Annotated in this window: 14 protein-coding genes, 1 other RNA gene and 1 pseudogene; 1 reads left to right on the top strand and 15 read right to left on the bottom strand. The window is 44.7% G+C overall.

Features of this window, described 5'->3' with window-relative positions; genetic code table 11:
• Positions 1–16 precede the first annotated feature (16 nt).
• The 8 genes from DW085_RS00080 to leuC form a co-directional block, all read right to left on the bottom strand.
• Positions 17–1,003, bottom strand: a complete 987-nt coding sequence (locus DW085_RS00080) for an AI-2E family transporter (protein ID WP_347474925.1) — start codon at positions 1,001–1,003, stop codon at positions 17–19.
• Positions 955–1,272, bottom strand: a complete 318-nt coding sequence (locus DW085_RS20295; RefSeq protein ID WP_347474924.1) for a hypothetical protein — start codon at positions 1,270–1,272, stop codon at positions 955–957. Before DW085_RS20295 ends, DW085_RS00080 begins: the two co-directional genes overlap by 49 nt.
• Positions 1,273–1,392: 120 nt before the next feature.
• A non-coding RNA gene (ssrS, locus tag DW085_RS00075) (6S RNA) lies at positions 1,393–1,573 on the bottom strand.
• 138 nt (positions 1,574–1,711) lie between these two features.
• A complete protein-coding gene (locus DW085_RS00070; protein WP_117796453.1) occupies positions 1,712–2,374 on the bottom strand; it encodes an HAD family hydrolase in 663 nt (220 codons plus the stop codon).
• A 299-nt stretch (positions 2,375–2,673) separates the two neighbouring features.
• Positions 2,674–3,495 (bottom strand): cell wall hydrolase, encoded by an 822-nt coding sequence (locus DW085_RS00065; RefSeq protein ID WP_022359395.1) that lies wholly within the window; start codon positions 3,493–3,495, stop codon positions 2,674–2,676.
• Between the two features lie 642 nt (positions 3,496–4,137).
• Complete coding sequence (gene ybaK / locus DW085_RS00060; RefSeq protein WP_117796452.1) at positions 4,138–4,605, bottom strand: Cys-tRNA(Pro) deacylase; 468 nt, start codon at positions 4,603–4,605, stop codon at positions 4,138–4,140.
• A gap of 40 nt (positions 4,606–4,645) precedes the next feature.
• Entirely contained in the window at positions 4,646–5,131 is a 486-nt protein-coding gene (gene leuD, locus DW085_RS00055) for a 3-isopropylmalate dehydratase small subunit (protein ID WP_022359393.1), read from the bottom strand.
• A gap of 183 nt (positions 5,132–5,314) precedes the next feature.
• A complete protein-coding gene (gene leuC / locus DW085_RS00050; RefSeq protein ID WP_022359392.1) occupies positions 5,315–6,580 on the bottom strand; it encodes a 3-isopropylmalate dehydratase large subunit in 1,266 nt (421 codons plus the stop codon).
• A gap of 352 nt (positions 6,581–6,932) precedes the next feature.
• Here leuC and DW085_RS00045 point away from each other — a divergent pair, with 352 nt between their 5' ends.
• Entirely contained in the window at positions 6,933–7,817 is an 885-nt protein-coding gene (locus DW085_RS00045; RefSeq protein ID WP_118468057.1) for a LysR family transcriptional regulator, read from the top strand.
• A 95-nt stretch (positions 7,818–7,912) separates the two neighbouring features.
• On the opposite strand, the gene DW085_RS00040 is transcribed toward DW085_RS00045, so the two are convergent.
• The 7 genes and pseudogenes from DW085_RS00040 to DW085_RS00005 form a co-directional block, all read right to left on the bottom strand.
• A complete protein-coding gene (locus DW085_RS00040) occupies positions 7,913–9,073 on the bottom strand; it encodes an acyltransferase family protein (protein ID WP_182430720.1) in 1,161 nt (386 codons plus the stop codon).
• 225 nt (positions 9,074–9,298) lie between these two features.
• The gene (gene ilvC / locus DW085_RS00035) at positions 9,299–10,321 is read right to left on the bottom strand and encodes a ketol-acid reductoisomerase (RefSeq protein WP_118490576.1); all 1,023 of its coding nucleotides are present in this window, start codon (positions 10,319–10,321) and stop codon (positions 9,299–9,301) included.
• Between the two features lie 136 nt (positions 10,322–10,457).
• Positions 10,458–10,958 (bottom strand): acetolactate synthase small subunit, encoded by a 501-nt coding sequence (gene ilvN / locus DW085_RS00030; protein WP_022360536.1) that lies wholly within the window; start codon positions 10,956–10,958, stop codon positions 10,458–10,460.
• A 252-nt stretch (positions 10,959–11,210) separates the two neighbouring features.
• On the bottom strand, positions 11,211–12,209 hold the full coding sequence (nudC, locus tag DW085_RS00025) for an NAD(+) diphosphatase (RefSeq protein ID WP_118293251.1): 999 nt from the start codon (positions 12,207–12,209) through the stop codon (positions 11,211–11,213).
• 296 nt (positions 12,210–12,505) lie between these two features.
• Positions 12,506–13,693 carry a site-specific integrase gene (locus tag DW085_RS00020; RefSeq protein ID WP_117459754.1) on the bottom strand — a complete coding sequence of 396 codons (1,188 nt, stop codon included), beginning with the start codon at positions 13,691–13,693 and terminating at the stop codon, positions 12,506–12,508.
• Between the two features lie 78 nt (positions 13,694–13,771).
• Positions 13,772–13,971, bottom strand: a pseudogene (locus DW085_RS00015) (excisionase).
• Positions 13,972–15,236: 1,265 nt separating this feature from the next.
• A complete protein-coding gene (locus DW085_RS00005) occupies positions 15,237–15,575 on the bottom strand; it encodes a DUF5104 domain-containing protein (RefSeq protein ID WP_118490574.1) in 339 nt (112 codons plus the stop codon).
• Between the last annotated feature and the right edge of the window lie 269 nt (positions 15,576–15,844).

The raw sequence follows: 15,844 nt of genomic DNA, 5'->3' as shown, positions 1-15,844 counted from the left end.
CCTTTCTCATTCACAGTCACTTTTTATTTAACTCCATAAACGTTCCTGTTTTCTCATCAATGTGGTCTAACTTCCGGTATTCGTCTGTCTCCATCGGCAATTTCCGAAGCCGCAGCGACCGGTGCACCGCGCGGGAGATCAAGTCATAAATAACCGCAAATGCCGGTACTGCGATAATCATGCCGACGAAACCAAAGAGTCCGCCAAAGAAGAGAATCGAAAACAGTACCCAGAAACTCGAAAGTCCTGTCGAATTGCCCAGGATCTTCGGTCCCAGAATATTGCCGTCAAACTGCTGCAGAAGCAGAATCCAGATGAGGAAATACACACACTGGAGCGGACTGACTAAGAATACCAGGAACGCTGCAGGTATCGCACCGATGAACGGTCCAAAAAAAGGTATCACATTCGTCACACCGATAATGACGCTCAAAAGCATCGGGAACGGCATATTTAAGATCGTCACACCGATGAAACAGATAATACCGATAATGAGGGAATCCACCAGCTTGCCGATGATGAAGCCGCCGAACATCTGATTGATAAACCGGAGCTCCTCGATTACCAGATTCGCCTGTCTTAGATTCAGGCAACCATAAACAATCTTCTTTCCCTGTGCTGCCAGTGTATCTTTGATATTTAGCAGATACACCATGACGATCAGACCGATCAGCCAGTTTTTGATAAATTCCAGGACACCCAGCACGCTGCTGGAAAGGCCTGTCACGATCTGTCCAATCCGGTGCATATCAATGTTGGTAAACGATTTCTCCGCCCAGTTCTGAAAAACTGCCAGATTATTTTCAAAACTGCTCAGAACCATATTTTCGATCTCCGGATTATTTTTCAAAATACGCTGAATCCATTCATACACATTCTGCACATACAGCGGAAATGAATCCTGAATGCCGATCAAACTCTCGATCAGCTGCGGGATCATAAGCTGGAACATCCCTACCACAAGCACAATAACCAGCCCCAGACAGGCTGCCGTCGCAAGCATCCGGCTGCACCACGAACGTATTTGGAATTCTTAGTGACAGAGCCAAGGGTCTTTTCCACGATCCCTGCTACCCAGTTATATGCCGGGGCGGTCAGATACGTCAGCACCGCACCGCAGAGAATCGGCGCGAGGATTTTCACAACCTTGCGGGTGCCCGCCGACACCACATCCCAGTGTTGGATGCTGAACCAGAGCAGTATGCAGACCGCAATCACCGAAACTGCCGTCATCCCCATATAAATGTATTCTTTGAAATCTCTTTTTTCCATACTTATGTTCTTATCCGTTCCTCTTTTCTGATTTTACAATGTGCTTCTGGAAAATGTTACATTTTCTTTACACACTTTCTTTTACAGAGAAAGCAGCGATTGCTCGCTGCTTTTATCCTTTGTAACCCCAAAATGCCGGCTCTTACCATATTGACGCCTAGCGCTGCTAGGTGGGCAACCTCACTTAGATTTCTGTCTTCCACTCGAGAGGAGGCCTGACATCCATCTAAAAATATCGGAATCCCGTTAGTCAAAATGTAGGTTCAAAAAAAGCAAGAGTTGTCGAGCATCCCAGGAATTACAAATATTCTCTTTTGATACGGCTATTATACCGCAAGTCGGATGTTTTTTCAAGTTCCATTTTCTGATAATGCGGTCAGGTTGTTACTGTTCAGGTTATCCATCTCTCTATCTCTTTTAAGAAGCTCTTTTTTGTCTTTTATACTTCTCCCCACTTCATCAGGAAATCTCCCAGCTCTTCCACCGTCTCAATCTGGTAGTCTGCCCCATTTTCCGTAAATTCTTCCCGGGAACCATATCCATACAGCACTGCCGCACATGGGAGCTGATTTTCATGCGCCCCGATAATATCGTGTTTCCGGTCGCCCACCATGATAACCTTCGATTCCTCCGGTGTTGTTCCCAGACGGTCCAGCGTGTAGGCAATCACATCGCCTTTGCGAACCCGGATCTCCTCCATATCCGCCCCGCCAACCAGGGTAAAGTAGGAAAGCAGATCAAAATGCTCCAGAATCTGAATAGCAAACGGTTCCGGCTTTGAAGTTGCCACCGCCAGCGTAAGACCGGCATCCTTTAAACGTGTCAGCATCTCCCGAATTCCCGGATAAACTTTATTTTCAAACATTCCCTGTTTCGTAAAATATTCGTGGAAATAGCCGATCGCTTCGCGCGCCTGCGCTTCGCTGAATCCGTAATATTCTTTAAAACTGTCCGACAGCGGCGGTCCGATGAACGGACACAGTTTATCCAGATCCGGCTCATCGATCCCGTACGCCTGCAGCGCATGCTGGACAGACTTTGTGATGCCTTCCTTCGGATCTGTAAGGGTTCCGTCGAGGTCAAATAGTATGATATGGTTCATATGGTTCGTTCTCCTTATTGTAGTCCGCGGTGCATTACTCCGCAGCACACCAGCTTGAAAAAACTACGTTTTCATTGCTTACGACCATTCTAATACATTTTACGCAAAAAAGAAAGACAACTTTTCTCCAGCCATCTTTCTTTTCTGCGTTTCAGTTACTGTTCACGCATACGTGCCCAGCAACGGAATTTGCCGTGGCTTCGCATTTAAATACGGCAAATTTCTGCTGCCACCACGTTTTCTTACGGCACTTTCGGTTCCAAAAGTGCCTACCCGTGAACAGTAACGTGTTTCACTCTTTATTTGTAAAATTCATGTCCACCATGCTGCATGACATAGGTCAGCTTGCCATCGAACCAGCGTACATTGGAGGAAGCAGAGATTCCGCGGTTCATGAAGTACAGGGCGCCGCCCGAGTAATCCTCGCCTTCCAGTGCACGGTTGACGCAGTCAATTGTCTGCTGCGTTACCTTACAGCTGTTGATCGTTCCATCCAGTACCGGTGAGAACTGGGATGGTTCGTACACAACGGCTTTAACGCTGTTCGGGAATTTCTTGTTTTTCACCCGGTTGATGATTACATTTGCAACCAGTATCTTTCCCCTGTCGTCGCACACACCCGCCTCCGCCTGCACAATTTTCTGCAGAACACTGTAATCTTCATCGCTGTAAGAGATGACTGCGCGTTCCCGGCGCTCCCGTTCTTCTGCTTCCTGCGCCGCCTGCTGGGTCTGCATTCGTACTTCTCGTTCGATTACCTCTACTTCCAGAGCTTCCTTCGCAAGTTCATCCTGAATCCCCTGCTCCAGTCTCTGTCCAAGTAGATGCTGACTTTCCTCGTTGGAGGCGAGAATCGTAAATTCTGATAAGCTCTCTGTCTCTGTCGTTTCTTCTGACTGCAGCATTTCTGTCAGTTCCACATCATCCGGATATTCCCGGTGTGCCGAGGCTGCATTTTTGCCAACGCCGCCAAAACTGACCGAATTAAATGCTATCACCGTCACAACCGCTGCCCCCGTCATCAATACGGCTGCGGTCCGGTACATCCTTTTTGTCACACGGACAAATAATGCCTTTATAAACTGATAAGCAGTCTGAAGAAATGTGTCAATGCTTGGCATACACTCTCCTCTTTCTATCAGTGCAGTCCTCCCAAAACCGGTCTGACTGCCATTTAACATCTGCGGCATCTTCTTTGGCTGTCTGATTTTTTCTGACAGCTAAGGACAGATCGTTACTGTTCACACACGTGTGCCCAGCAACGGGATTTTGCCGATGCTGCGCATTCCAAATCGGCAAAATCTGCTGCCAGAACTGTATCGTACGGAATTTTCAGTTCAGAAAATTCCTACCTGTGAACAGTTACGACAGATCCTCTCTGCCTGTGCCGCTTCCTTCAAGTGACGGGAGACATTATATGTGGTTTCCGGCTTCAAAGTCAACGTCTTTTTTACATTTTTGTGACAAATCACGTTCTCATTTAACTTTTCCTTAATATTTATGTGAGCATTTTATAAACTTTTTTGCTTTTTCTTCCCAATTTTTATAAACTTTGGCTGGTATAAAATTTTTAATTTTTTACAATTCTGTTAAATTCTGCCCGTCAAAAAAACAGGCGAATCAAGTCGCCTGTTTTTTATGTCAACTGTAATAGAACAATCATGGTATCTGTAAAGGTGTCAGACAAACTCCGATTATGTGAAACCAACACATATAATCCACTGTCCGGTGTCCGATCACTGCCACCCAAACTCTTTACCACTCTAGATCAGCGCTACAAACTGTGCATCCACATATTTTGCAAGTTCCTCCGGATTCAGAATGACCTGAACACCTCTCTGACCCGCGCTGATGCTGATTTTGTCGAAAATCTGCGCTGTTTCTTCTATATAAGTAGGGAACTTCTTTTTCATGCCGATCGGGGAACAACCACCTCGCATATAGCCGGTCAGCGGAAGAAGTTCCTTCATATGGATCATCTCCACTTTCTTGTCCTTGGAAGCCTTTGCCACCTTTTTCAGGTCCAGCTCCTCATCGACCGGGATACAGCAGACCAGATAGCCGTTCTTATCGCCCTTTAAAACGAGCGTTTTGAACATCGTGTCATGGTCCATCCCCATCATATCCGCCGCATGGCTGCCGGATAAGTCGTCCTCATCTACTTCATACTCGCCTGCTTCATAATCGATTCCAGCCGCGTCTAAAAGACGCATTACGTTTGTTTTTGTCATAAGCTAAATCCTTTCTGGAGACAAATTTAGTGCACTCCTCTTATTTCTGGTTGATATAGTTTACCAGTCCACCGGCTGTGATGATCTTCTGCATGAACTCCGGGAACGCCTGCCCCTGGAAGCTCTGGCCGGTGGTTTTATCGGTAATCACACCGCTGTCAAAATCAACCTCTACCTCATCACCAGCCGCGATTGCTTTTGCAGCCTCCGGGCACTCGATGATCGGCAGACCGATATTAATAGAGTTGCGGTAGAAAATACGTGCAAACGTCTCAGCAATAACACAGCTTACACCTGCACACTTGATTGCCAGCGGCGCATGCTCGCGGGAAGAACCGCAGCCAAAGTTCTTATTTGCTACGATGATATCACCCTTCTGTACTTTATTTACAAACTCTTTATCAATATCTTCCATACAATGTTTTGCCAGCTCGTTGCCATCCGGAGAGTTTAAGTATCTTGCCGGGATGATAACGTCTGTATCTACATTGTCTCCATATTTAAACACATGTCCATTTGCTTTCATTTCTATATCCTCCTGCGATTTATCCTGTTATTTTATTCCAATTCACGAAACGGCATCTGCGGTTGCAGGAAACCTTTCCCCGAACCGTAATATCCGTTTGTAACTGTTCAGCACCTTCACAGTCACCCGCAGATCTACTGAACAGTTACATCCGTTTTACTTATTCCTAAACTTTTATGCCTATTACAGTCCCAGTTCCGCCGGTCCGCTCACTTTTCCGGTAATGGCGCTGGCTGCTGCCACTGCCGGGCTTGCCAGATAAATCTCAGAATCCACGTGTCCCATACGTCCAACGAAGTTACGGTTGGTCGTGGATACACATCTCTCGCCTTCTGCCAGGATACCCATATAACCGCCCAGGCACGGACCGCAGGTCGGAGTGCTGACAACGGCACCAGCCTCGATGAAGGTCTCTAAAAGTCCCTCTTTCATGGACTGTAAATAGATCGCCTGTGTCGCCGGAATCACGATGCAGCGCAGACCTTTTTTCACTTTTCTGCCCTTTAAGATCTCAGCTGCGATACGCATATCCTCGATACGTCCGTTCGTACAGGAGCCAATGACAACCTGATCGATCGCAATGTCACCCACTTCATCGATCGTTCTCGTATTCTCCGGAAGGTGTGGGAAGGATACGGTCGGCTTTAACTCAGATAAGTCTATGGTGTACTCTTCGTCATACTCTGCATCCGGATCTGCCTCATATACCTTGAAATCACGTTTAGAATGCTCTTTTAAGTACTCGATGGTCTTCTCATCAACCGGAAAGATACCGTTCTTGCCGCCTGCCTCGATCGCCATGTTGCAGATCGTGAAACGGTCATCCATGGAAAGGTTCTTGATGCCCTCGCCGACAAACTCCATGGAACGGTACAGCGCGCCATCTACGCCGATCATACCGATAATGTGAAGAATGACATCTTTACCACTGACCCATTTTGCCGGTTTGCCGATCAGGTTGAACTTGATCGCGGACGGTACCTTGAACCAAGCCTTACCGGTTACCATGCCAGCTGCCATATCGGTACTGCCGACACCTGTAGAGAATGCGCCAAGTGCGCCGTATGTACAGGTATGGGAATCCGCACCGATGACTGCATCACCTGCTACAACCAGACCTTTTTCCGGAAGGAGTGCATGCTCGATTCCCATCTCTCCTACGTCAAAATAGTTGGTGATATCATGACGACAGGCAAATTCACGACAGCATTTGCAGTTTTCCGCCGACTTGATATCCTTATTCGGGATAAAATGATCCATAACCAGCGCAATTTTGTCATGATTGAATACCGTCTGGTTGTCCATCTTCTTCATCTCATTGACCGCTACCGGTGTTGTGATATCATTTCCAAGAACCAGATCCAGATCTGCTTCGATCAACTGTCCTGCTTTTACCTCTGCAAGACCCGCGTGCGCTGCCAGGATCTTCTGTGTCATTGTCATTCCCATGATTTATTTCCTCCTGCATATACATACTTGGTAACGGCTCCGATGCCCTTACTGTTATAGGAAAAAACTCTGTTCCAACGGTGCCGCTGCCATCTTTTGCTTTTTTATGTTTGTATTATAGCACCGGTTCTGTTATAATACAAATATATATTATTAATAGATACTATGAGTCGAAGTTATAGTGTCACTGTTCACGGGTAGGCACTTTTGGAACCGAAAGGGCCGTAAGAAAACGTGCCCAGTAACGTTATAGTGTCACCGATTTTTCCGATTGGAATACGAAGCATCCGCAAAATCCTGTCACATTTTGCACAACGTGTGAACTGTAGCTTTATAGATATAAAGGAGTATTATGGAACAACATTTAACCCAGTACCGTATTTTCTACGCCGTTGCACGCGCCGGCAATATTTCCCGCGCCGCCAAGGAACTTTTTATCAGCCAGCCCGCGATCAGCAAATCAATCAGCAAGCTGGAAGAAAGCCTCGGCATGGCACTTTTTATCCGCAATTCCCGCGGCGTCTCCCTGACCGCAGAGGGACAGGTCTTATTTCAGCATGTGGAAGCCGCCTTTGAAGCACTGGATCGCGGTGAAAATGAGCTAAAACAGATCCAGAACCTCCACATCGGACAGCTCAAGATCGGCGTCAGCAACACGCTGTGCAAATATATTCTTCTTCCTTATTTAAAGGGATTTATCGCGCAGTACCCGCATGTCCGCATTTTGATTGAAAGTCAGGACACTGCACGCACAATCTCGATGCTGGAACAGCAGAAACTCGACATCGGTCTGATCGCCGAGCCGAAAAACCGCCGCAGCCTTTCATTTCTCCCAGTCATGCGAATCGAGGACACCTTTGTCTGTACCCGGTCGTATCTGGAAAATCTGCGGATCCGCGAAGGTGCCGATGTCGATCCGTTCGAATCCGGGACAATCCTGCTGCTCGACCGCAGCAATATGACGCGCACCCACATTGATGCGTACTTTGCAGAGCACGGAATTGAACCGAAGCAGATTTTAGAGGCGACGACGATGGATCTTCTGATTGAATTTGCCAAAACGGGACTCGGAATCGGATGTGTGATCCGCGAGTTCGTGCGGGAAGAATTAAAGGATGGTTCGCTGATCGAACTCCCGCTGGAAGTGCCAATCCGAAACCGAACGATTGGATTTGCTTATCATCCGACGGCGATGACGCGGACGATGAATGATTTTGTGCAGTTTTGTTCGGAATGATGAATTAATTAGCAACACGGAGGGAAAAGATCCGGCGCATGGTGGTCGAACTTCCATACGCCGGACTTTTTCTGTTTAGTTCCTATTTTTCAATTTTATTTTAAAATATTCTTCGCACATTTCCACACACATGGAAATATTTTCCCATCTACCAGCCAGACATACACTTTCGAACAAATTCCTATTAAAATGTAGCTCAGTACCAGATTCACCCCGATCGCCAGCTTCTCTCCCGCCTCAGAATAAATGCTGTAAAACCAACAGGAAAAGCTGGCAATCACAAGCCAGTGTGTCAGGAAGATTCCCATGCTATACTCGCCGATCCACAGAATAATTTTTTTGAGGGTCTCCGGGAGCCAGGTCTCCAGACCGCCGAGCCAGAAGAGACGGAAGCCTAAAATCATCAGGAATGCAGCAACATGACCATAGAATTCCATGGTTCCGAGTCCGCCTGGAAATCCATGCGCTCCCAATGTGGTTCCGATCCAGAAAGATTTTCGAACGAACCAGATGCTGAAAATCCAGAGGGCAGCACCAAAGATGCCATATTTTCCTTCTCCATCTTTAAGCAGATTCTCTTTTCGCTCTCTTTCTTTCATGGACTTCTCAACTGCCCGCATCAGCAGACAGATCCCATTTCCCAGAAGCAGGCAGATATAAAAGCTATTCAATCCGATCAGCACTGCCGCGACACCTGCCAGAATCAGGATTTTCTGGCGGGTCCTACTTCCCGGAGCGGATGAAAGTACAAGAGTCAGAATACTTCCCATGAAAGTGTAGGTCAGCATCCAGGATGGACCATAGTACGTTGAATCCGCCTTGAAGATTGTATCAAACCAGGCATAGCGGATCGCCTTCAGACCGCCTGGCAGATAGCTGTAAAAGTTGCTCAACCACTCATTTTCCAGACGCGGCGCAACCCGCACTGTGTAGAAGAGACCGCTCCGGTAAAATAGATATGCCAGCAGAAATGTGACCGTCAACGGGCAGGTCAGTTTCAGATAGCGGCGCAGGATCTCTAAGCTCCACGAAGTAAACCGCCCGGAATATACCTTATCGGCTATCAGCATTCCACTGATCATCAAAAAAAGACTAACCCCGAAAGTTCCATAGCGGAACAGGGGAAGCGGTCCTATTTCCATCAGCGCATTTACCTTATTGCTGCCCCAACTCCCGAATGTACCGAACCAGTGACTTCCAAAGACCGCCAGACAGGCGTATGCCTTGATTATATTTACGTCATCATAGCGTTTCATCCGCGTTTCCTTTCCCATTCATGTAAAAAAAATGTGCCCTGGCACATTCTCGCGCCGAGCGCGGTCGCTTGCGACAACCTGCATCTTCGCGTGGGTGCCCATCATTGGCACGTTAGTGCCTTTTTGTCTAATAGGGAATTCCAAGAAATTTCCTATTACACAAAAAACAGGACCGCTGCAAACCTGCAGCAGCCCTGTATAAGATTTCCTATATTCGAAAAATGATTAGTTGTTGATCAGCTTATCGTTCTCGTTGTTCCAGCTGTAAAGCTTACGGATCTCTGCGCCGACTTTCTCAGACGGATGCTCGGAAGCAAGCTTTCTCATCGCCTGGAAGTGTACCTGACGACCTGCCGGGGACATATCCAGTAAGAACTCTTTTGCAAAGGTACCGTCCTGAATATCGGACAGAATTTTCTTCATAGCTTTCTTTGTCTCAACGGTAACGATCTTCGGTCCGGTTACATAATCGCCGTACTCAGCTGTGTTGGAGATGGAGTATCTCATACCAGCGAAACCAGACTGATAAATCAGGTCTACGATCAGCTTCATCTCATGGATACACTCGAAGTAAGCATTTCTCGGGTCATAACCAGCCTCACACAGAGTCTCGAAACCAGCCTGCATCAGAGCGCAAACACCGCCGCAAAGAACTGCCTGCTCACCGAAGAGGTCTGTCTCAGTCTCGGTACGGAATGTAGTCTCCAGAAGACCAGCTCTAGCGCCGCCAATGCCAAGACCATAAGCCAGTGCGCGGTCAAGTGCCTTGCCTGTGTAATCCTGCTCTACTGCTACCAGGCACGGTGTACCTTTACCAGCCTGATACTCACTTCTTACAGTGTGACCCGGTGCCTTCGGAGCGATCATGGTTACATCGACATTCTTCGGCGGTTTGATGCATCCGAAGTGGATGTTAAAGCCATGAGCGAACATAAGCATATTGCCCTCTTCCAGATTTGGCTCGATGTCTTTCTTGTACATATCTGCCTGAAGCTCATCGTTGATCAGGACCATGATGATATCAGCCTGTTTTGCAGCCTCTGCTGCGGTGTATACTTTAAATCCCTGTGCCTCTGCTTTTGCCCAAGACTTGCTGCCCTCGTAAAGACCGATGATAACATCGCATCCGGACTCTTTTAAGTTCAAGGCATGTGCATGACCCTGGCTGCCGTAACCGATAATAGCAATCTTCTGTCCTTCTAATAAGGATAAATTACAATCTTCCTGATAGTAAATCTTTGCTGCCATTTTTCATTTCCTCCTTGGATCTAACAAAAATAAAATAAATTTATTATAAAGCATAGACCGGCGCCTCTCTGTGCGTCTTTGGACCAAACTTTGTAAACCTCTTGAATGCCTTGTATCCAGTCTATCAATTGATGTACTACGGCAGATAGCGGATATCATCCGCGCCTCTGGAAAGACCTGTAAGACCCGTTCTGGCTAATTCCAGAATCTCATAATCTTCCAGAAGATTAATCAGCGCGTCCTGTTTGGACTGGTCGCCTGTCAGCATAACAGTGACAGAATCTTTTCCCACATCGACAATCGACGCACGGAAAATCTCGGAAATCGCATTGATCGCCATCCGCTGGTTCGCATTTGCCCTCACCTTGACGAGCATCAGCTCACGATATACGGAATGACCTTCCCGCAGTTCCTTGATGTCGTGTACATCTTCCAGTTTTCCAAGCTGCTTCTGAATCTGCTCCAGAACCTGATGATCGCCCAGCGATACAACCGTCATACGGGAGTATCTCGGATCCGCGGTCACGCCAACTGTAAGACTTTCGATATTATATCCGCGGCGGCTGAAAAGTCCAGCCACACGGCTTAAAACGCCGGCAGTATTATCTACCAGCAGTGATAACACAATTCTGCTCATGCAATCTTCCCACCTTGATCTTCTGTCTTGTTCGTATAGCCTTAATGATAGCAACCAATTCTCAGTTTGTCAACTAATTAAAAGGAATGCTTAGTATTCCTCAGAGATATATCATTACTGTTCACGCATACGTGCTCAGTAACGGAATTTGCCGCATTTAAATACGGCAAATTCCTGCTGCCACCACGTTTTCTTACGGCACTTTCGGTTCCAAAAGTGCCTGCCTGTGTACATTAACGATATATCAACACATCATTTCTGGTGTTCCTGCCACTTTTTCTCCCAGTCCGGACCGTATTTAAAATACATCTTCATCTCGGTTCCGACACTGATGAGGCGTGCATCATCCGGGATCTCCTCGCGCGTATACCAGCCTGCCTCAGAAAGCTCGTCCTCCTGCAGCCGGATCTTATCGTCCCCATCCAGTTCTGCAAAAAATCCGATCATCTCCGTATCAGTAAACGCCCACGGCTGACTCTTGAAATAGCGGATATTTTTAACTTTCAGCCCGACTTCCTCCATCACTTCGCGGCGGACGGTCTCTTCAAATGTCTCCCCAATCTCGACAAATCCAGCGATCAGCGCATATCCACGGTAAGTACTGTGGTTGACGCGGTAACGCGACATAAGAAGCTTGTCCCCGTTCGTGATCGCCACGATGACTGCCGGGGAGATCTTTGGATATTCCGTCTGGCCGCAGACCGGGCAGACGAGCGCCCGCTCGATCTTGCTGTCCTCCGTCTTTGCCCCGCAGCGTCCGCAGAACTGACGGCTCTGTCTCCAGCGCCACAGCTGCACCGCCGTGATCGCTGCAAATGCCTGGTGCATCGGCTCCATCGCACGGATGTCGGTCGGCGTTTTCCATGCATAGTAAAGCTGTTCCAACTCTTTTTCTGCCCCTTCCAGTGCACCAGAATCCGTCTTCCCAGCTTCCATATTATTTTTGTCCGAAACAGGCATCTGACCAGCCCCTTCTTTTAGCTTTGCCAGAATCTCTTCTGCTTCTTTCTCCGGCACACTGACCAGAAAATATGGCTTCTCATCAACCGAAAAGAGATAGACCGCCCGATCCATCAGTTCCGGAACTGCCGCCTCAATTTCCTCCCGGCGCGGGATAGTAAGCACATGTTCCTCCGCGGTCTCACGCAGAAGAATCCGGCCTCTCTGGATGCAGAAGACATAGTCCTGTGCTCCAGGTTTCTGAATGTGGTATGTATTGTCGTAGCGATGTGGTGCGATGTCCTGTATCATAACTTTATCTCTCTATCCTTTTATTCTCCAAAACTTGTGCAACCGTTATTTCCATACTGTGTAACGGCTGTCCTCGCAGACATTCTTTGTAATCTTTCTGCAAGTCTCTTCATTTTACTCTTTTTATTAAAAACATAAAATAAATTTCTAATTATCTTTTCATAAGTTCTTATAACACCGATATATCCCTATTTTACAGGCTTTATCGGTGTTTTCTTTTTGGCAGATACTTCTTATAACCACTCATAAATCTGCATATCTTGTCTTTTTATCGTAGTAAATTTCGTAGTAAATTACTAGGCTATCAGACTTCGCATTTCCATGTTTGCTCCTGTCTGTGAAGCATGGGCGTACAGGTTCAGCGTTATCATTATGCTGGAATGTCCCATAATGTATTGCAGGTTCTTTGGGTTCATGTTTTTCTGTGCTAATCGTGTACAAAACGTATGTCTTAATATATGCGGGGTTATCTTCGGTAAGGGTTCATCATGGTACTTATTGTATTTCTTTACTATATTTCTCAATGTAGAAGTATAGTAACAAGCTGTCATAGGCATACCTTTCTGATTAAGAAACAGGAAATTGCGGTAACCGTCAATTACAATCCCTTTTCCAGTTTTTTTGCGTTTCAACACTCTTTGAAATGCTTTTCCTGCTTCTTCGCTCATAGGAACTTTTCGTATGCCACACTTTGTTTTTGGCGTTTCTATATAATATCCCTCTTGATTGCGTAATAACTGGTGGTCGATATTGAGTGTATGATTTTCAAAATCTAAGTCCTGTACAGTAAGTCCACACAATTCAGATATTCGTAAGCCTGTTTTTAACAGTATCAGCACATCATCATAATATTTCTGATACACCGTATCATACTGGAGAAAGGACAGCAGTTTTTCTTCCTGTTCCTCACTCAATGCCTGTCTGCTTTCGCTGTCATCATCAATAACCTCGCTTAACTGAAAATCAAAAGGGTTCTTCCTTACATAATCGTCCTCGATTGCCATATAGAAAGAAGCCTTTAAGGAACGCTTATAGTTACTAATGGTTTTGAAGCCGTAGCCCTTTTCTTTCATTCTGACCGCCCATTCTTTTGCGTCTGACGGTTTAATGCTGTCTATGCTTCGTGAACCCAGCTTGTCCTGTTTCAATGCGTCCATGAGATATTTTCGCCCTGCTAGTGTATTCTTCTTGACATTGATTCTCTGTGCCGTCTTTTTGGCATATAGTTCACACAATGTCATTTTCTTTCCTTTGGTGTCTATTCCGTCCTCTAAATCACGCTGTATCTCCCGTTCCTTTTCCCTAAGAGATAAATCATCACGCTTTCCTTTCGGTACTCTGTCCGTAGCCACCAGTTTCCATGAATACACAACCTTTGTTTCGCCTGCACGATTAACATATTTATACATATATCTGCCGTCTGCCCTTTGGCTCTCTCCAGTCCTTAAAATGCGACCTTTGTTATCCCGTCTTTTTTCTGACATCTTTCAAAACTCCTTTCAAAACTGAAAGAGCCTTGTTACGACATATAAGTATCATATCATGCACAAAGCTCTTTTGCATTAGATTTCTTCCAATTTATCAATCATATGTTCAAATTTCTTTTTCTTAATCAGCATACGGTTTCCGTTCATCACAACACACTCGTCTTTATATCACTTGCAATACGGCGGAGTTTGTTCTCTCCGATACGGAAATAACTGGACGCTTCCTCAATCGTCATAAGGTAGCGTTCCCATAATGGTGTATTTAAATCATACATAAAACTGCACCTCCTTTCTTTTTTGATTTTTAAACAGTCTGACGGCTTTTATCATAGCCCACAGGAGTTCCACCTCTGCATAGTTCTTATGTAGCCGTACCCATTGCGTGCGACGCTCTGAACGCTCAAGCTGTGGCTGTACGGGAGTATCATTATCAGACAGGACAGGTCATGGCGATAAAAGAGGATAAATCTTTTACATGGACGCTGACAGTTTCCGCTCGCTTTAAAGGGAAAAGGTCATGGCGTATCAGCTCCAACGGCTCGCTGTCTGTCTAATGTATCAGACTGCTTTATTCAGTTGTCAAAGAACACGAAAGAAGAAAATCATCTCTCCTATATACCGCGTTGGAAAAGAGAGGAAATGTAACCAAAATTCAAACATTTTTTCTTTTTTCACTACTATCTGTATAGCAAACGTACATTTGTTAAGCTGGTGATGAAAAAAGATTATTTTTCTTTTCACACCCTAACTACCCAACCATACTGTTACTGCCAACAATAGAATGAAATATTTTCTTCACTCCATATCAGGACAGAATAGCGTTATTTGTATCACATTTCTTAAACTTTTTTCTTTCTACGCCATATAGGGAACGGAAACCTTAAATTGTTAAGTTGAGGATAAAATAATTTTCTCTTTCCGCATCAACACTCAACAGCTAATGCCTGTTTGAATACAAATCAAGAAATAAAGTGTGATTTCCTCTTTCTGCATAATACTGTCCGCTTAACTCGATTTTCCGACATTTTTTTCAAAACTTTTTTCGTCTTTCACTTCATATAGGGACAGCAAGCCAAAATTTAATGACCTATTTTCAAAAAAAGTTTAGATTTCCTCAACTTCACTCCATATAAGGAATAGAAACCTTGTTTTGTTGCAGATTTTTCAAAATAATTTCAATTTCTTTTTAATCTTCGTGTCTGTACACCGAGTAAAAATTTTATGACCCCATTTCAAAAATAGTTAGATTTCCTTTTCTCGCACCATATCTGTACGCAAGTAGCTGTTTTGTTGCAGATTTCTGTAAAAAATTTGTTTTTCTTCTTTTAATAAACATAGGGAATGAAAAAAGCTCTTTGTTGACTAAATCTGAAAATTTCAATTGCATTAAAAAATACCGTTATTCTTTCTTTTAAATAACGGTATCTCTATTTATAACTCATTAAAACAGATTAAACTAAATGGCTAAAAAACAAAAAGTAGGAGGAAGTATGTGTCACAACTTTGTTTTGGTTTATCTTTCAAACATATCATTCTATGTTTATTCCCGCACGACAAATATTCCGTTTTCTGATGTATCCCACATAAAGTTTTCCCTGTTTACAGTTTGTTCAGTCGCAATTTCAATTTTGGATAGTCCTATATCTGAGGGAACATCATCAGCTTTATAGACCATATAAAAATTCAAATAATATTCATTTTTAGAAGTTGATATATGATACATTCCGTCTAATTCAATTCGTTTATTTCCATTATTATTTTCACTAGATGATGCACAATCACCAGAATATTCTTGTATATCTCCATCAATAAATTCGAAGAAAGAAGAAATTTGTTTATTTATATCCTCTATGTCTTTTTTACTGTTTTGTGAAAACAATTTTTCAAATTCTTTTTACATTGCCTTCCATTGTATAAATCTATAATTTGTTTCATCATATTATCTGATATTTCTTGTTCCGATTTAAACCAATTAGACATATACTCATTTCTATTTGAGCCGACATTCGTACACCCACAGAAACTTAACATCAATATCATACTGTTTTGTGAAAACAATTTTTCAAATTCTTTTTACATTGCCTTCCATTGTATAAATCTATAATTTGTTTCATCATATTATCTGATATTTCTTGTTCCGATTTAAAC

The organism is Clostridium sp. AF50-3 (assembly GCF_003477445.1).
Classification (GTDB): Bacteria; Bacillota; Clostridia; order Lachnospirales; family Lachnospiraceae; genus Otoolea; species Otoolea fessa.
The sequence above is the reverse complement of the archived record's forward strand: the minus strand, read 5'-3'. Positions and strand labels throughout refer to the sequence as shown.